At 39.9% G+C, this 17,639-nt stretch carries 15 protein-coding genes; 6 read left to right on the top strand and 9 right to left on the bottom strand.

Annotated features, from left to right (window positions below; translation table 11 throughout):
* Window positions 1-4: 4 nt before the first annotated feature.
* Window positions 5-688 (bottom strand): translesion DNA synthesis-associated protein ImuA, encoded by a 684-nt coding sequence (gene imuA, locus ACOB80_RS06890; protein ID WP_473165076.1) that lies wholly within the window; start codon window positions 686-688, stop codon window positions 5-7.
* A gap of 321 nt (window positions 689-1,009) precedes the next feature.
* Between imuA and trxB the strand changes: the two genes are divergently transcribed.
* From trxB to infA, 4 genes are all read left to right on the top strand, one after another.
* On the top strand, window positions 1,010-1,957 hold the full coding sequence (gene trxB / locus ACOB80_RS06895; RefSeq protein ID WP_473165077.1) for a thioredoxin-disulfide reductase: 948 nt from the start codon (window positions 1,010-1,012) through the stop codon (window positions 1,955-1,957).
* Window positions 1,958-1,960: 3 nt separating this feature from the next.
* Entirely contained in the window at window positions 1,961-2,677 is a 717-nt protein-coding gene (gene aat / locus ACOB80_RS06900) for a leucyl/phenylalanyl-tRNA--protein transferase (protein ID WP_473165078.1), read from the top strand.
* A 3-nt stretch (window positions 2,678-2,680) separates the two neighbouring features.
* Window positions 2,681-3,382 (top strand): arginyltransferase, encoded by a 702-nt coding sequence (locus tag ACOB80_RS06905; protein WP_473165079.1) that lies wholly within the window; start codon window positions 2,681-2,683, stop codon window positions 3,380-3,382.
* 84 nt (window positions 3,383-3,466) lie between these two features.
* Complete coding sequence (infA, locus tag ACOB80_RS06910) at window positions 3,467-3,685, top strand: translation initiation factor IF-1 (protein WP_011043571.1); 219 nt, start codon at window positions 3,467-3,469, stop codon at window positions 3,683-3,685.
* A 69-nt stretch (window positions 3,686-3,754) separates the two neighbouring features.
* On the opposite strand, the gene ACOB80_RS06915 is transcribed toward infA, so the two are convergent.
* From ACOB80_RS06915 to ACOB80_RS06930, 4 genes are all read right to left on the bottom strand, one after another.
* Window positions 3,755-4,387 carry a hypothetical protein gene (locus ACOB80_RS06915; protein ID WP_473165080.1) on the bottom strand — a complete coding sequence of 211 codons (633 nt, stop codon included), beginning with the start codon at window positions 4,385-4,387 and terminating at the stop codon, window positions 3,755-3,757.
* 118 nt (window positions 4,388-4,505) lie between these two features.
* Window positions 4,506-6,551 (bottom strand): transglutaminase TgpA family protein, encoded by a 2,046-nt coding sequence (locus ACOB80_RS06920; protein WP_473165081.1) that lies wholly within the window; start codon window positions 6,549-6,551, stop codon window positions 4,506-4,508.
* Between the two features lie 11 nt (window positions 6,552-6,562).
* The gene (locus tag ACOB80_RS06925; RefSeq protein WP_473165082.1) at window positions 6,563-7,567 is read right to left on the bottom strand and encodes a DUF58 domain-containing protein; all 1,005 of its coding nucleotides are present in this window, start codon (window positions 7,565-7,567) and stop codon (window positions 6,563-6,565) included.
* 13 nt (window positions 7,568-7,580) lie between these two features.
* On the bottom strand, window positions 7,581-8,525 hold the full coding sequence (locus tag ACOB80_RS06930; protein WP_473165083.1) for an AAA family ATPase: 945 nt from the start codon (window positions 8,523-8,525) through the stop codon (window positions 7,581-7,583).
* Window positions 8,526-8,718: 193 nt separating this feature from the next.
* On the opposite strand from ACOB80_RS06930, the gene ACOB80_RS06935 reads away from it, so the two are divergent.
* Together ACOB80_RS06935 and ACOB80_RS06940 are read left to right on the top strand one after the other, a co-directional pair.
* Window positions 8,719-10,185: a glutamate-cysteine ligase family protein gene (locus tag ACOB80_RS06935; RefSeq protein WP_473165084.1), complete on the top strand. Its 1,467-nt coding sequence runs from the start codon at window positions 8,719-8,721 to the stop codon at window positions 10,183-10,185.
* Complete coding sequence (locus ACOB80_RS06940; RefSeq protein ID WP_473165085.1) at window positions 10,176-11,207, top strand: M14 family metallopeptidase; 1,032 nt, start codon at window positions 10,176-10,178, stop codon at window positions 11,205-11,207. Before ACOB80_RS06935 ends, ACOB80_RS06940 begins: the two co-directional genes overlap by 10 nt.
* A 4-nt stretch (window positions 11,208-11,211) precedes the next feature.
* Here ACOB80_RS06940 and ACOB80_RS06945 read toward each other — a convergent pair whose 3' ends face one another.
* The 4 genes from ACOB80_RS06945 to ACOB80_RS06960 all read right to left on the bottom strand — a co-directional run bounded on the left by ACOB80_RS06945 (window position 11,212) and on the right by ACOB80_RS06960 (window position 17,638).
* Window positions 11,212-12,768: an ABC transporter permease gene (locus tag ACOB80_RS06945; RefSeq protein ID WP_473165086.1), complete on the bottom strand. Its 1,557-nt coding sequence runs from the start codon at window positions 12,766-12,768 to the stop codon at window positions 11,212-11,214.
* Entirely contained in the window at window positions 12,768-13,694 is a 927-nt protein-coding gene (locus ACOB80_RS06950) for an ABC transporter ATP-binding protein (protein WP_473165087.1), read from the bottom strand. The genes ACOB80_RS06945 and ACOB80_RS06950 overlap by 1 nt, the downstream gene beginning before the upstream one ends.
* Window positions 13,695-13,960: 266 nt before the next feature.
* Complete coding sequence (locus ACOB80_RS06955; RefSeq protein WP_473165088.1) at window positions 13,961-14,470, bottom strand: hypothetical protein; 510 nt, start codon at window positions 14,468-14,470, stop codon at window positions 13,961-13,963.
* Window positions 14,471-14,584: 114 nt separating this feature from the next.
* Entirely contained in the window at window positions 14,585-17,638 is a 3,054-nt protein-coding gene (locus tag ACOB80_RS06960; RefSeq protein ID WP_473165089.1) for an efflux RND transporter permease subunit, read from the bottom strand.
* Window position 17,639: the final 1 nt, after the last annotated feature.

The following is a 17,639-nucleotide window of genomic DNA, read 5'->3' on the forward strand; positions in this document are numbered from 1 at the left end:
TGTTTTAACCTGTTTTGGCTTGTGGGAAGACAACCACGTTATTGGCACAAGGCTGCATCGTAAGTTCAGGCCAAAAACGGCGCATATCAATGTCGAAACTTGCCGTTGGCCAACCTTGTTTCCGCTTTAGGATCTTAGCTTTTATACCTTGGCGCTCAGGCGTTAACGCTAAGCTTAAATCTACAGGGAGTGGCAAGGATTCCTGCTTGGTTTCGCGCATCAGAAAAATTCGGCTATGACCTTGTTCGCCAGCGAGTTGTAACCGTTTAATTTGATGTGCAGCAAGCCCTTGATAGTTCCATAACAACACGGAATGACAACTGCCACTTTTCAGGCATTGTTCTGACGCCCATAAGCCTTGTACGTGATCAAAGGTATTAACCACAACAATACGATCCACTTTTAAACCTGATGCCGATAACATGGCACCATTAATCAGCCCTGGCGGATTAATAAAAACGCAAAACTTGTCTTTAAGGTCTTCAGCTAGCAAAGATGGCAATAACAAACGAAACTCGCCAATACCAACAGAAGAAAGCACTTCAATAACACCTTGTTCAGGAAAGCCACCTTCTAATTGCTCGTCTAATTCTTGATAGCCAGATGAACGTTTGTTCACTGATGAAGACTGTAAACCACCATGCCAAACCAAACGTTTGCGCTGTAAAGTATCGATTAATTTATTCATAACAATAACACCTGTATTTATATACAGTATATATAACCAGTAAAATATTGCCAAGTCAGGAATGAATAAATTTTGTCTACACTTCTTTTTATGGTGAAAAACTGTTTAAGTAACATCAAATTACTACTCAATTACCTAAAAAACAGAGAAACAGGCATGACATCAAAACCAAAATGCCTTCACAAACGTACAGAAAAACGTGCAGATTGTTCAAAAGTAAAAATAAAAGATATGAAAAGTTAATTTACCCCCTTGAGTTATTTACTTAGAATCCCAACTTATGTACACATTGAAACGATTTATTATGATTTGGAGTAATTCATGAGCGAAGCAAGACATTGCCCATTACTTATCTTAGGCTCAGGTCCTGCTGGCTACACAGCAGCAGTATATGCAGCACGTGCCAACTTAAACCCTGTACTTATCACAGGTATGCAACAAGGTGGTCAGTTAACAACAACCACTGACGTAGAAAACTGGCCGGGCGACGCTGATGACTTAACAGGCCCTGCATTAATGGAGCGTATGCAAAAACACGCTGAGAAATTTGAAACAGAAATTATTTTCGATCATATCGAGTCTGTTGACCTAACTTCTCGTCCATTCAAACTAAATGGTTCAAGCAACTACACATGTGATGCATTAATCATTTGTACGGGTGCTTCAGCACAATACTTAGGTTTACCATCAGAAGAAGCCTTTATGGGTAAAGGTGTTTCTGCTTGTGCAACATGTGACGGTTTCTTCTACAAGAATCAAAAAGTTGCCGTTGTTGGTGGTGGTAACACTGCTGTTGAAGAAGCATTATACCTTTCAAACATTGCTTCTGAAGTTCACCTTATTCACCGTCGTGACACTTTCCGTTCAGAAAAGATTTTAACCGATCGCCTTATGGACAAAGTTGAAAACGGTAACATCACTCTTCACTTAGACCGTACATTAGACGAAGTACTAGGTGACAACATGGGTGTAACGGGTGTTCGTATTAAAGACACTAAGTCTGATGCAACTGAAGAATTAGATCTAGCAGGTGTATTCATTGCTATTGGTCACAAGCCAAACACAGGCATGTTTGAAGGCCAATTAGAAATGAAAGACGGCTACTTGATTGTTAACAGCGGTACAAACGGTAACGCGACACAAACAAGTATCGAAGGTGTATTCGCTGCTGGTGACGTAGCTGATCACATTTACCGTCAAGCAATCACTTCAGCTGGCTCTGGCTGTATGGCTGCACTTGACGCTGAGCGTTACCTAGACGCTAAGTAATTAATGTCTGAGACTCTCCAATGGTTAGATAGGGAAAGTCTCACATTCCCTCCCCTGACGCGCGCTTTAAAAGAGCCTAACGGCTTATTGGCTATCGGGGGAGATTTAACTGCTAATCGTCTTATTTCTGCCTACAAAAACGGTATCTTCCCTTGGTATAACGAAGGTGAACCTGTTCTTTGGTGGAGCCCAGATCCCAGAACCATCATCGCTACAGATGCTATCCGCATCAATCGCAGCTTAAAAAAGTTTCTTAAACGACTACCTTATACGATTACCATTAATAACGCTTTTGACGAAGTCATTGAACTTTGCGCCGACGCACCATTTCGCAAAGAAGGCACATGGATCGTAGATGAAATGGTAGATGCGTACCAAGAGCTACATCAATTAGGTTATGCTCACTCAGTTGAAGTTTGGTATCAAGGCAAGTTAGTTGGTGGCTTATATGGTGTCGCCGTAGGCGGTTATTTTTCAGGTGAGTCTATGTTTTATACCATGGACAACGCCTCAAAAGTCGCGTTACTCGCATTAGGACAAAAGCTTCAACAATTACAAATCCCCTTTATTGACTGTCAATTAACTAATCCCTTTTTAGAAGACATGGGCAGCGTTGAAATAAGTCGTAAGAAGTTTATTGAACAGCAAGAGTTCGCTCAAACTATTTCAATTCCAAACGATTTTTGGCAGCCAAGTAGCGTGGTATTGTCTATACTCTAATCTATGAATAACAGTTTTCAGCTAGGTGTTAGTCAACCGTTCCCATGCAATTATTTGCCTGATAAAGAAGAACGATTACTTATAGCCGTCGACCAAAGATTACAATCTAGCCACCATTATTCTTGGTTAATGAACCAAGGATTTCGACGCAGTGGCGATCAAATATACCGTCCTTATTGTGAACAATGTTCCGCTTGTCAGTCTTTACGCGTTATCGTTGACGACTTTACTCCATCAAAAAGTCAAAAGCGTAACCAACAAAAAAACAAGCAGCTTACTGTTCACATAGCGCGTGAATTAAAAGAAGATTACTACCAGCTGTATGAAACCTATATCAATGAAGTTCATAGCGACGGTGCAATGTACCCCGCTAACTATGAACAATACAGCAACTTTTTACGCTGTAAGTTAACTGAACAAGTATTCATTGAGTTATGGGATGAAGATTTACTCGTGAGCGTGGCAGTTACTGACGTTCTCAACAATGCGCTATCAGCTGTTTATACCTTTTATCACCCTGACTATAAAAACCGTGGGTTAGGTGTTTATTCAATACTCAATCAGATAAATGTTGCTAAGCAATTTGAAAAACCTTATCTGTACCTAGGCTATCAAATAGATGACTGTAGGAAGATGAATTACAAAAATCGCTACTTTCCACACCAAATATTGAAAGAAAATCGTTGGCAAACGATAAATAAATAACACTATAGCTTTACAATCCGCGATCATTTGTGCATGATCTGCGCAGCTTAATAATCAATGCACAATTTAGAGGTTTAACGCCCAATGGCGAAAGAAGAAAATATTGAAATGCAAGGTACTGTGTTAGACACACTACCAAACACTATGTTCCGCGTAGAATTAGAAAATGGTCACGTGGTTACCGCTCACATTTCAGGCAAAATGCGTAAGAACTACATTCGTATTTTAACTGGCGACAAAGTAACGGTTGAATTAACGCCTTACGACTTGTCAAAAGGCCGCATTATCTTCCGTGCACGCTAATAAGCAATCTTATTACGAAAAAGCGCCTAACTAAAGGCGCTTTTTTTATATCTGTGCACAGCTAAATAACTACTCGTTGTTAAAACGATAAAAGAAATAGGTGTTACCTTCTTCAACAATTTCTTGAAACGTCATATTTTTAAAGCGTTTTCCTAATTCAGGGCTTGCACTTAACATACCTTGCTGAACCCGCATCGAATAAGGAATGCCCTGTAGACTTAACTTTTCATTACCTATAAAACTCACAGCCAAAATACAGCCATCATCATTACACGCTTGATCGAACAACTGAATATCGCGCTCCTTATCTAAAAAGTATGAATCTAGCGCATCCGTTAAGACTTGTGCATTATGTTCAAGTTCATCAGTTATGTAGTAATTTTGATAATGACTAAATATAGACACTAGATCATCCAAAGAGGAAACGTCTTCTAAGTTATTAGACGCAGTTTTTCTGGGTTCATTGACTTTAACTTGTCCATTTGAACGAACATTCCCTTTTGAAACCTCTACTTCAATAGAGCCACCTTTTACTACGGCGTTAGAATGGACACTACCAAGTGCAGCATCACGCTGAATTTCTTGATTAACACTTTTCGGTTGTGCAGTATCAACAGATGCATCTACAGTAAAACGCTGAATAAAATACAACCCAGCACCGAAAAGAATAGCAATACCTAAAAACTTCACCAATTTAAGCACGCGAGAATTCCTTTTAATCGATTAAATACCTACTTTAATAACGAGAACATTACTTAAAGAAATACAATATATAAATCAGCTAGTTATATCAGTTAGGTATGACTTATATATTTTCCCACTATAATTTAGATAGTGCTTTAACCGCAGCTTTCAGTTCGTATATCTTTTCTTGTTCGGTTTGCTTGCCGTAACTAATCGCATTAAAGAATGAAAGAACTTTCGCCATAGCTACAGCGTGCTCCTTAGAAACGTTTTGAATATTAGCGATATATTGCTGATCAGTTTGATGATTTTCTTTAGTAACGCCTAAGTTAGTAATAATAGAAACCGCCTTTTGATAATACAAAATATGCTTAGCAGGCTTCTCTTGTTTTCGATAGTTAAGCCACCAAATAATAATAAAAGCGCCACCAATCAGCCCAAAAACAATAAACAAAGTTGAAATGCCAATATAGCGGCCAAACCACTCTTTAAGCATAGATTGCTGAGATTTTTTCGAATAATTAATAACATACTTTGTCCATTGATAATCAAGAGCATCTACATAATAGGCAAGTTGATTAACAAAACTGCTCGACATAAAGTCACGAACACTAAATGGTCTAAGTGCATTTCGTTCCTGGCTTAATTGAGCGGAAAAGCCTTGCTCAACACGCGAAGGGTCAACCGCAGCTGTTGGATCTACCCTAACCCAACCCCTGCCCTCAAACCATACTTCACTCCAGGCATGAGCGTCACGTTGATAAACTTGATAATAGTTTCCTTGCTGGTTTAATTCACCACCTAAATAACCCGTAACAACACGTGAAGGAATACCTGCCGCGCGCATAATAAACGTAAAGGTACTGGCATAATGCTCACAAAACCCCGCTTTAGTGCCAAAAAAGAACTCATCCATTATCTCGCCACTTAATGGCGGAGGGTCTAACGTATAGCGAAATGGTTGCTGGTGAAAATCACTCAGCACTTGATTCACCAGTTCGAGATCAGACAAACCTTCATCACGCCATTTCTTCGCATACGCTCTCAAGCCAGGATTAGAGTCGTCATCAATAAGCATATTTGCTTGAATAGACCGATAAATATCAAAGCCATTAATTGGTGCACTAACAACACTGTCTACGGTATAGCTAACAGGTTTACTGATAGGTTTGTCAGACGAAAAACTATAATCTTTTAACGCCCATATTTTCATAGAGAGTTCACTATTAACTTGTACAGCGCGATCAAGTACAAACAACCAAGGCTTATAGCTAGGCTCCAATATCACTTGATATTTTATGGTATCTTTAACTTCTCCATCGAATATCTTATTTTTTTGTTCTAATAACCGCGCTGGTTGAACATAATTGAAAAAGCGTATCTGCTCTGTCGTTTTAAAACGACGCTCCCAACGGTTATTTTCATATGACTCCAAGACCATAGCGCGCCAATAAAGCTTTTGGTACTCAGGCTCGCCGTCGATAAACTCAACACGAAAAGCAAGCTCATTGGATAAAGCTAAAGAAGCCATCTCACCTAACTCAAGCGAGTCAGACAAGCCAACCGTTTTACTATTTGCATTAGGTACTTGCCAAAAAGGTGATATTTTGGGAAAGAATAAAAATAAGAAACAAGCAAGTGGCAACGCCAACACAGCCATATTCACCGCGGTTCTTACCATGTGTTTATCTAACGATTTTAAACGATGGAAACTAGCAATCACCGCAATATTGATTACCACTAAAACGAAAATAGCCAAAGCAAAATAGATTGATTGATGGTAAACAAAAGAGGCAAAAATTAATAAAAAGCCAATAAAGAAAAACTGATAAACGTCTCTTGCTCGGTACAACTCAAATGACTTCAATAAATAAGCAATGGCAAGCAAATGAAACATGCCTAACAATACACCTAGCGCTTTTGCATTAGCCAAAAGAATAACGACACCTAAAGCAATAAGTAGATTTCTCCATAACTTTTTCTTTGGCGTTACACCTTTTTTGATCAACAACCAATGCATTGAAAAACAAACAAATGCCAACAACCAAACCACTAAAATCCATTGCTGAGCCATAGGAATTAAGTTAAGTGCCATGATAACAAGTACAAGTTTATGCTGGTGACTACTCAACACTCCCTCACCAGCAACACTTTGTTTATTATCTTTATTTATCAGAAACATAAAAACAAAGCCTACCGTAACGCGTAACCGGAAATCAACTTTAAACAACGCGATTGGTAGTCGTTGTTAGCAGTATGTTCTAACCTATCAGGCTCTTCTAAAGCACCATCTAAACCACTACCTAAACTTAAGGTAAATGGTACGTTTGATTGTCCGTATTCGAGCACTAAAAAGCACAATTGCCTTAGTTTTATTTCTAATGAAGCACCGTCAACACTGTCTAGTGTGAGATAGTTATCTTGTGATGATAATGATGCTTGATGTTGTTTAGTCTGCCATACACCTCCCTTTGCAACTAATTTCCAGGCAACCTGCGACAAAGGGTCGCCAACGCGATAACTAGTTAACTCGGCAAAATCATCGCCTGACTGAGTCGCACTATGCAATAATGTGGCTTCATCAATTTCTTCACTCACTTGACTCACAGAGACCGGATAACACGCTAAGGGTTTAGGGCAAACCACTTGCTTTAACGGAAAGTGTAAATGTGTCCAAGTAGAAAATAATCCAAGCGGAAAATAGCTTCTTATCGTAAGTCTTGGCAATGAATAAACGCCTCTTTTATTGAAAACAATAGGTACATCTACCGATTGCTCCCCTTTACTCAGATCGAAGTAACTTATTTCGTGATTGGCAAAGCGAGCACTCATTGAATACTTGTCACTGGTAACATAAAACTTAATAGGCACTTTCGCTTCTTGCTCAACGAAGCTAAAAAATTCACCTTCGGCGTGAACCGATACCCCAGACAAATTAAAATAGCTATAAAATAGCGCAATTAAGAAAAGACTAACAAAGAAATAACACACTAAAAGCATCAAGTTATTTTGATAGTTTGTGCCTAGTACGAATAAAAAGACTAGGAACATCAGGTATGCTAAACCAAAGGAACTCGGAAAGATAAATATGTTTCCTTGCCCAAGAGATTGCTTCTTCTGGGCAGGCATGCGTTTAGCTAGCCAGCGATCAAATCGCTTAGCGAACGCAGCACGTAATGGCTTTAAAAAGTTTGTCATGTAACTTCATCACTTAACCAGAAAATGGTTTAGTGCTATCGACATTTGCCAACAATTGACTTGAGTAATAATCCTCCGATGCATTTTTAGCAATCTCAGACAACTGCTTGCTTCCTTGTAACCTATGCTCACATACAGCGGAAAAAACGGCTTTAACATCATCAGGCGTAACAAACTCTCCTTGCCTGATATAAGCCCATGCCTTGGCAGCAGCGACCAAGGCTTTACCGGCGCGAGGTGAAAGTGGGTTTATAGCTTCCTGACTAGCTCTAGATTGCTGACACAAAGCAATAACATAATCTAATATTGCTTCAGAAACGTGAAGCTGTGCTACCTCTTTTTGCATTGATAATAGTTGCTCAGGCGTTAGGCAAGTATCAACTTTGGCAAGCAAGTCGTCACCAGACGCACCTAATAATATTTGCTTCTCGGCGTTTCTGTCAGGAAAACCAAGGGATATACGCATGAGGAAGCGATCTAATTGTGATTCGGGTAAGGGATAAGTTCCAGCATGAAACAACGGGTTTTGCGTCGCTATCACACAAAACGGATTGGGCAACTGATGCGTTTCACCATCTACGCTGACTTTTCCTTCTTCCATAGCTTCTAACAAAGCACTCTGCGTTTTTGGACTAGAACGGTTAATTTCATCAGCTAACACCAATTGATTAAACAGTGGGCCTTTATGAAAGGTAAAAGATGCATTTGCTTGATCAAATATCGATACACCAATTACATCACTTGGCAACAAGTCACTGGTAAATTGAACGCGTTGATAACTTAACCCTAAAGCTTTCGCCAATACATGGGCAAGCGTGGTTTTCCCCATCCCCGGTAAATCTTCAATCAGTAGATGCCCTTTAGCTAAAACACACGCTAAAGATAAGGTAACTTGTTGGTGTTTACCTAAAACCACTTGCTCTATTTGAGCAACAACTTCTTGTGCTAATGACTGCATTAAACTCACACAACCTTGTTAAAAACATGTCCTTAGTATGACACTAAAAGTACAGCTTTAACCATATTCAATAAGTTAGTTACACATAATGTAACATCAAAACGCCTAAACGATTATTTTTTGACCTATATCAAATAGCTAAACATCGCCTTATGTCATGCTAGTTTTAGGATATTGTCAGGGAATAAGACTTATGGGCCAAGAAGTCGATAAAAATAGTTTTACTAAAGCGGATAGAGCCGTTTTTCGAAAGCGCTTATTTGAACAATTAATAACGCTTAAACACGAAATGTCTCAGCCTAATTTTGGTAAAGAACCATTGCAAATTGGTGCTGAACTAGAATTTTACCTCATCCAAGATAACGGCATGCCCTGCCTCAAAAATTCGGAAATACTCACAGCCCTTAATGACAATAAATACCAACATGAACTTAACCAATATAATCTTGAGCTTAACTTAGACCCGACCCCAGTTAAAGGTAAGCCTTTTAGTGCCATTGAAAACCAGCTTAACCGCGAACTAAACAAACTCAACATGGTGACTAATGATTATCACTGTCAGGCTCTGCCTATTGGTATTTTACCCACCTTGTCAATTCAGCACTTAAACGCCAGCTGTATGACTAATACCAACCGTTATAAGCAGTTAGCAGAGCATATATATGAACAACGCGGCGAAAACTTTGTCATCGATATACGGGGAAAAGATCAGCTAAAAGTTAACTTTTCAGACATTTGCGCTGAAGGAGCTAATACTTCATTCCAAGTGCATTTAATGGTTCCACCAGACAAACTAACTAACGTATTTAATGCCGCACAGCTAACTCTACCGTTAGTTACGGCAATTTCAGCAAATTCTCCGTTATTACTAAACAAGCGACTATGGCATGAAACGCGAATCGCTTTATTTAAGCAATCTTTGGATATGCGCTTGAGAATGCAGCATCAATGGGCTCAACCCGCTAGAGTTAACTTTGGTTTAGGCTGGGTACGTGAATCTATCTGGGAGCTTTTCGCAGAGTCCGTTGCTTTATATCCAACATTACTGCCCTATGTAACCAACAATGAGAACAGCTCTCCATTTCATGAACTAAGTTTTCATATGGGAACGATTTGGCCATGGCACCGACCTGTTTTTTCTGAGCAAGGTAATAAGCATATAAGAATAGAGTTTAGAGCGATTCCAGCAGGGCCAAGTAATCTGGATATGTTAGCCAATGCTGCGCTGGCTATTGGTCTAGCGGTAGGCATGGCTGATAAAGTTAATGATATTTTACCTAGCATGCCGTTTCGTTTCGCAGAGTATAATTTCTATCGCGCAGCACAATCAGGTATCGATGCCAAGATTATTTGGCCGTTAGAACACCCGTTAACCCCTGTAGAAGTTGATTTAAAACAAGTCTTGCATCAAATGCTCCCTATCGCGAAGCAAGGTTTGATCTCTCTCAATATTCATGAACAAGAAGCACAATATTATTTGAGCATTATTGAACAACGCCTAAACGCTAATATGACAGGAGCGGTTTGGCAGTTAAACCACTTTAATTGGCTTCATCAACGTATGAACGTGGCTAAAGCAAGCCAACAATTAGTGCAAGACTATCACAAGGCGTATTTATCTGATTTACCAGTGTCTCAATGGGAGCGTTCATGGACATAGATTTTAGCGATGTTAACTATTTAAAAGATCCAAACGACTTTGAACTTAAAGCTGACTTTGCTCAGTTTTTACTTTCGCTAGATGTACCAACTATTATCGATATTACAGGCGCTAATCAGCAAAAAACACGTGTTATCACCACCCTGCTTCACGGTAACGAACCTTCTGGCCTTATTGCACTGCACCGATGGCTAACAAGACGCAGTGAACTGCCTCTGCCAGCAATCAATCTAAGGTTTATTATTGTCTCAGTAGAAGCAGCGACAACTGACGACATGTTCACTCATAGATACTTACCTGAAGGCTTAGACATCAACCGCTGTTTTGGCAGCAAGTTAAAACACGGCTATTTTACTCGCGCGAACTTAATCGAACAGGCAATAAGAGAAGTCACACCTGACGCGATTGTAGATTTGCATAACACCTCAGGCTCAGGCCCTGCTTTTGCCGTTTCTTCGTTTATATCCATTGATGGTTTAACTTTAGCCTCATTCTTTACTGATACCATGATTTTGTCAGGCATAAGACTTGGCGCTCTGATGGAACTCAACTTTGACTGTCCAACCATTACTATCGAATGCGGTGGCGCCAATGACGAGCAATCTCATACCATCGCATTCGAAGGCATTGCCAAGTTAGCTTGTTGTGAGTCCTTATCCTCTTGCGCACCGGAGCAACAAGTCTCTATCGTTCATAATCCACTTCGACTGCAAGTGAAGCCTCATGTTGAGCTTCATTACGCGGGGCAAAATGAAGGACATACCGGTGTTACGCTGTGTGAGAATATTGAACGCTTTAACTACGGATTAGGTAAAAAAGGACAACTAATCGGTTGGACAGATAATAATGGTTTAAACAACTTACAGTTGTTTAACGAATCAAATGAAAATATCGTCAATCAAATGTTCACCATTAGAGACAATCAAATCGTTTGCGCCACTAATATGCGAATATTTATGGCGACATCTAAAAAAGATATCGCCGAAAGTGACTGTCTATTTTATTTAGTCAACCAAAGCTAAACAGCTAACCCGTTTGTAGTTTCTGTTTTTGGCGATAAAGGTTGGCTAACACTAAGCACAATAACACCATTGAAATGGAGAAAAACATTTGTGGTAACCCTAAGCGCCAATTTTCAATTTGGTTTACACCAAAATAATCAAGATACGGCAAACCATTTAATGGCCCAACATACCAAAGCGCAGGATATAAGGCTTCAAACATGCGCTTTGTTTGGGTAAATACACCACAAAATAACGCGAGTGATACAGTAAACAAAATCGCGATAAGAATTTGAATTAACCATAAAGATTCGCCTAACAATGCAAGTCGCACAATCCCTGGCAGTGAAACAATCACTAATATACCTACCGCAGCAAGGTACTTACTCAACAATGGCGAAACAATACTCTTGGTGTGGTAGCGGATAAGCTCTTGCGTATTCGCTAATTTATCCTGCATACCTAAGCACGATAATATCAGCACACAACATAGCCATACCGAAGGTAAAATAATGGTCACCAATGCCTCTTGTGGCGCAAATACTTGCCCTATCATTGCGCCACAAACCAGCAAGTACCAAAATGTACCTTGTCCTCGAAGAAGGATATTCATTTCCCAATGAAGCTGACGAGTAAACGCAGCGTGGGAAAATAGCGCCGACGCTAAACGATCTAACACAACACCAGTGGCGGTAAATAACTGCGCTAATTTACTATGTTGGCTACCTTTGCTATCGCTATTTGGCTGTTGAGCAAAACGATCAAATCGCCATAAAGCAATGGCTAAAAATGCAATAGTAATGGCTAAACTAGGAAATATAGACATGACTTGCTGACGAATATCAGTAACGCCAGCCCATTCAAAGACAATAATATCTTGTTCAGATTGTTTAACGATAATGCCTAAATTGCTGGCATCTTCGGTATCAGGATACATAGCTTTTAAATCAGAGCGCACGACATCTAAGACTGAATGAATACCGCCTGTACTTTCTAAAAAGGCTATCAAGCCTGCTGTCCACATAAAAAAATAAAGAACATTACCTAAGCCCCCTCGAAGCTTAGGTATGGTTTCAAACATTAGTGCTATCGCTGCTATCACCAATAACGTAGGAAGCACGTAAACAAACTGAGGCCATAACAAATGCCATAGATTAATCGCATAACTTTCGCCGTGATAAAGCTGTGCAAAGACACTAACGAGAGTCATCACTATCGCGACAGCAAATAAAATTACGCAACTCACCGTCCATTTTGTTAGTAGGTAGCGCCAATTTTGAATACTAGACGCAGCAATTAACTCAGCCGTTTTAGCTTCCCTGTCTAGCGCAATGGCATTTTTAACAAAGTAAAAACAAATTAACGGTAAGAAAGTAACGTTTAATAATCCTAGGCACAAACCAACCCAAGCACTGTTATAGATACCGCGCGCGCCATTAACCGTCAAGGTGTTATAACCAGCATCCCCTGCGGGAAAATAAATTAGAGTTAACAAAGACATGGCTAACAAGATAACAATAAACCGTTGATTTCGAGTGCGTTGCCTAAAGTCAGCCAGTATAGAAGTGGTTAAAGGGCTCATTAAGCTACCTCGCTGATCACGTCGTTATTTACTTTATTTTGTGCCATATACAAATAGGCATCTTCTAAGCTCGCTTGACGCTCAGTTGCACTATTATCAGGTCGATAATCAGAGACTAAATTCAGTAGCAATTTGTCGTTTTGACGTATCGTTTGCGTGATGACAAATTCATTTTTGTAGGCAGACAATTTTGTCGGCTCGATTGCTACTTGCCAGCACTTACCTGCAACCGACTGTTGAAGTTGTTCTGCTGAGCCATCGGATACCAATTGACCTTGTTTAATCACAGCAATTTGATGAGCAAGTGATTCGATATCAGAAACAATATGTGTCGATAACAAGATGACCCTATTTTCGGCGAGTTCATGTAACATCTGACCGAAATTAGCCCGTTCTTGAGGGTCTAAGCCAACCGTAGGTTCATCAACAATCAGTAACTTAGGGTCTGACAATAACGCTTGAGCTATACCGATGCGTTGCTTCATTCCACCTGAAAATCCCTTCAGTGGTTGATTAGCCACATGAGACAAATTTAACTGCTCAAGTAATTCATGTATTTTTTGATTTGTTTGTTTGGTGGGAAGTGCTTTCAAGCCACCTAAGTATTGGAGAAACTCTACTGCGGTAAGTTGGTCATAAACGCCAAAATATTGAGGCAAATAGCCTAGTTCTGCTCTAATTTTTTCAGGCTGTTTTAAAATACTATCGCCATTCCAACGAATATCTCCAGCACTTGGTTGAGTAATAGTTGCTAGGATGCGCATCAATGTCGATTTACCTGCGCCATTTGCACCAAGCAGCCCAGTAATGCCAGGTTTTAATGTTAACGACAAATTTTGCAGCGCTACGTGTTTATCGTATTTATGCGTAACCGAATCAATTTCTAGTAGAGCCATCACTTCTTCCTTATTTTTAAGTTTTTTCATTGTTATTATTTTGTTGCCATTTACATTAGCAAACGACAAACCAAGTTTTAACCCCCTGTTTTTATTGAAGTTAAATCGTAAAAATGAATAGCTATTCAAATAGATTGGATATCTTTTGACGAGAAAGACTAGATTTTAGTCATTTAACTCATTGCTGAGATTAGCGATTGTCAGAAAAAGTGAATGCTAAGAAATCGAGGAGTTATCCACAGCGGACTATATATCTCGCCTTTAATTGAATGAAATACAGGCAAAATAAATTGAAACTAATTTAACGGATCCTTTTTAAAAGCGTTTCTTATTCTAGCTTTAACAGAAGCTGGCTCATCTATTAGCCCCATATCCAAATACTCTTTCGCCACTTTGCGATAGGCTGAGTGCTGCGTCGCAAGAACATGATAACCATTGTATGCCCACGCTCTTACAAACTTATTTTGATCCGTTAAATTCGCGTAAAGAAAAGCTTCTAGCTTTTTCGACTGATCTTTTTTAATACAAAGATAAGGAAGACATTGCAGAATGTGTAATTTAGCAGGCCATGAATGCAGTTTATTTATAATGTCTAACACCGGATTGACGTGTTGATGATATTCTTCATCACTATTTTCTAACCAGTGCTTAATTAACCATGTAGCGCCATCTTGCGCCTTTTCATCTTGGGCTAATTTCAACAGTTCATGAACAAAGTCTGATGATTGATAAAATTCATGATATACACGGGTAATATCATGTGCCGATTTTCTATCCCACTGTAAAATAGCTTGTTCTAGCGTCATCTAACCAACCCTGATGTAACTAATGTTGATAGATTTAAATGACTTAACAACAAAGTGCAAGATAAAAAAATGCCCGCTAATTGCGGGCATCTTGTCATAAACGATCAACACGCCCTAGTATTTAGTCACTTTAATCTTGTAGAAGATACTGTAAAGCACAGGTACCGCTACCAAAGTTAGCAATGTTGCAAATGCCAAGCCGCCCATAATCGTTACCGACATGTCAGCAAAGAATGGATCAGCTATTAACGGCATAACACCGAGTATCGTAGTGATAGCGGCTAGCGACACCGGACGTAAACGACTTAAACTCGCTTCAACAATCGCCGCATCTTTCGCTTTGCCTTCATCAATTTGTAAATCAATCTCTTCTAACAACACGATAGCGTTTTTAATTAACATACCAAACAAGCTCAAAAAGCCTAGTAACGACATAAAGCCAAAAGGTAAGTCAGCAATTAACAAGCCAGCGACAACACCGACAATGGCCATAGGCACAACCAACCAAATTATGAGTGGCTGTCTTGCGCGACCAAACAACAAAACACTGATAATGAACATCACTAAGAAACCTAGCGGTAACCCTTGTCCAAGCGCTTTTTGAGCATCACGAGCAGATTCAAATTCACCACCCCACTCTAAAGAATACCCGTCAGGTAGTGGAATAGCTTCAATTAACGGCCTTGTTCTATCAAATGCAGCGCCTGCCGTTTCATCGTAGCCACCTTCTGCCATCACCGTAATAGTACGGACGCGATCACGTCGATTAATCAACATTTCTTCACTATCAAAATTAGTTTTACCGCTAACTTGAATAAAAGGAATATAAGTTCGTTGGCTCGCACTCCAAACTAAAGCGTTTTCTAGCGCTATCGCGGTATTAGTAGATTCGGCAGAGTCAATCAAGGTACTTTTAGCAACGATTGGATATACATAATCCCCTTCTTGTAACTGCCCAACTGTTAAACCACTGGTGTAAAACTGAATAGCCTGATTAAAATCACTACGCGAAACCCCCGCGATACCGGCTGCATTTTCGTCAAATTCTGGTAACGCCACTATGCCTTTAGTGCGCCAGTCGTGTCGAATGTCACGGATCTTACCATCATTGAAATAAACTTGTTGTGCCTGTTCTGCTAGATCACGCAATACGACAGGATCAGGGCCTGAAAATCTTGCTTGTAATTTAGCACCAGCGCCCGGTCCGAATTGCATAATTTCAGCGTAGTACTCAGCATCAATGTTTACCGCCTGTAAGCGACTAGCAATATCTTTCGATATTCTTGGAATATCGGCCGCATTTTCTACGCGTACTAAATACATACCGTAACTTTCGTTTGGCATTTCTGGGCTATAAACAAGCGTAAAACGATCAGCGCCTTGGCCGATAAAGGTGGTTAACGATTCGACACCTTCAGTGTCCAGAATAAGAGATTCACCCGCTTTCATGTACTTTTCAGTAGCACGGATATCGCTATCTTGTGGCCCCCAATAATGAACAAAAAAGTTAGGTGTGTTTGAAGGAGGAAAAAATCCTTGCTTGATTAATCCAAAACTACCATACGCAGCAACAGTAATTGCCACTAACGCAAAAATAGCAATAACTCTGTGGTGTAAAGCATTTCTCAATAACACCAAATAACCTCTATGGAAAAATGAACCTTCATCTTCCTGCTCTTTCGGCGTGCCCACTTTATAAAAATACTTACCCAATAGCGGCGTTAAGGTAACGGCGAAAATCCAGCTAAGTAATAAAGAGAACATGACTACAGCAAATAGAGAAAAGAGAAATTCACCCGTTGCATCATCAGATAAACCAATACCTGAAAAAGCTGCGATACCTATAATTGTCGCGCCTAACAGTGGCCATTGCGTTCGCTTAACTATAAAGCTTGCGGAATCTACGGCAGATTTGCCTTTTTCCATCCTGAGCATCATACCCTCGGCAACAACAATCGCGTTATCAACCAGCATCCCCATGGCAATTACCATAGCGCCCAGAGAAATACGTTCTAGTTGTAAACCATACAACCACATTAAAAAGACAGTGCCTAAAACGGTGACCAATAAGGTACCGCCAACTACAACGCCCGAGCGCCACCCCATAAAAATACATAGGGCAATAGTTACAACAGCAACCGACATTTCAAGGTTCAAGATAAAACCATCAACGGCTTTATCAACGATTTTTGCTTGGTTATACACTGACGCAACGTTAATGCCCGCAGGTAACTGAGCTAAAATTGTCGCTAGTTTTGTTTCAATGCGTTTACCTACTTCTACGATGTTAACGTCATTTTGCGCAGAAACACTTAAAGTAATAGCGCTCTCACCGTTATAACGTTTAAGATCAGAAGGAATATCAACTGGTCTTAAACTTAGTTTAGCGATGTCTTTGATGCGAATAGAGGCATTTTTACCCGGGATAACAAAAGAGATATTTTCGATCTCTTCTACTTTGTCTGTTGCAGACGAAACTGGCACTCGAATTTGCTTATCACCAACATAAATTCTTCCGCCAGCAAATGGTTGCAAATTACTCGCTAGAATTTGCTGTAAATCAGGAAAAGAAAGACCTAAGCCTTCAATTTGATAGGTATCAATTTCAGCAACAATTTGCTCTTCCAATATACCACTAACTGACACTTTAGCCACACCGTCAACCGTTAATAACTCACGGCGAATAATGCGCGAGAACTCACGCATTTGATAGGCACTGAAATCAGGAGCTGTCATCGCATAGTACAAACCAAACACGTCACCAAAATCATCAATAATTTGCGGAGTATGAGCACCTGCTGGAAGACGACCGTGTATGTCTCTTACTCGTTTGCGTAATTCATCCCAAATCTGAGGTAACAGCGGCCCATCGATATTTGATTTCACTTCCATGATAATGCGAGACAAACCAGGTTTACTTTCAGATTCAACCTTTTTCAATTGCCACATTTGCTGCAAGGCAATTTCGATTTGTTCGGTAACTTCTTTTTCAACTTTCTCTGCGCTTGCACCTGGGTACTGGGTCATAATGACCGCTTGTTTGATAGTAAACGCAGGATCTTCCAACCGACCTATGCCATTCATGGCGACTATGCCGCCTATTAAAAAACATAAGGTAACTAGCCAGACATTGATCGGTTTAGATAGTGAATAACGAGCGATATCCATT

This window comes from Thalassotalea coralli (assembly GCF_055786205.1).

What these genes read in the sequence shown, in the direction of transcription:
- imuA (WP_473165076.1), bottom strand. Translation starts at nt 688, where the DNA reads ATGAATAAATTAATCGATACTTTACAGCGCAAACGTTTGGTTTGGCAT.
- trxB (WP_473165077.1), top strand. Translation starts at nt 1,010, where the DNA reads ATGAGCGAAGCAAGACATTGCCCATTACTTATCTTAGGCTCAGGTCCT.
- aat (WP_473165078.1), top strand. Translation starts at nt 1,961, where the DNA reads ATGTCTGAGACTCTCCAATGGTTAGATAGGGAAAGTCTCACATTCCCT.
- ACOB80_RS06905 (WP_473165079.1), top strand. Translation starts at nt 2,681, where the DNA reads ATGAATAACAGTTTTCAGCTAGGTGTTAGTCAACCGTTCCCATGCAAT.
- infA (WP_011043571.1), top strand. Translation starts at nt 3,467, where the DNA reads ATGGCGAAAGAAGAAAATATTGAAATGCAAGGTACTGTGTTAGACACA.
- ACOB80_RS06920 (WP_473165081.1), bottom strand. Translation starts at nt 6,551, where the DNA reads ATGTTTCTGATAAATAAAGATAATAAACAAAGTGTTGCTGGTGAGGGA.
- ACOB80_RS06925 (WP_473165082.1), bottom strand. Translation starts at nt 7,567, where the DNA reads ATGACAAACTTTTTAAAGCCATTACGTGCTGCGTTCGCTAAGCGATTT.
- ACOB80_RS06930 (WP_473165083.1), bottom strand. Translation starts at nt 8,525, where the DNA reads ATGCAGTCATTAGCACAAGAAGTTGTTGCTCAAATAGAGCAAGTGGTT.
- ACOB80_RS06935 (WP_473165084.1), top strand. Translation starts at nt 8,719, where the DNA reads ATGGGCCAAGAAGTCGATAAAAATAGTTTTACTAAAGCGGATAGAGCC.
- ACOB80_RS06940 (WP_473165085.1), top strand. Translation starts at nt 10,176, where the DNA reads ATGGACATAGATTTTAGCGATGTTAACTATTTAAAAGATCCAAACGAC.
- ACOB80_RS06945 (WP_473165086.1), bottom strand. Translation starts at nt 12,768, where the DNA reads ATGAGCCCTTTAACCACTTCTATACTGGCTGACTTTAGGCAACGCACT.
- ACOB80_RS06950 (WP_473165087.1), bottom strand. Translation starts at nt 13,694, where the DNA reads ATGAAAAAACTTAAAAATAAGGAAGAAGTGATGGCTCTACTAGAAATT.
- ACOB80_RS06955 (WP_473165088.1), bottom strand. Translation starts at nt 14,470, where the DNA reads ATGACGCTAGAACAAGCTATTTTACAGTGGGATAGAAAATCGGCACAT.
- ACOB80_RS06960 (WP_473165089.1), bottom strand. Translation starts at nt 17,638, where the DNA reads ATGGATATCGCTCGTTATTCACTATCTAAACCGATCAATGTCTGGCTA.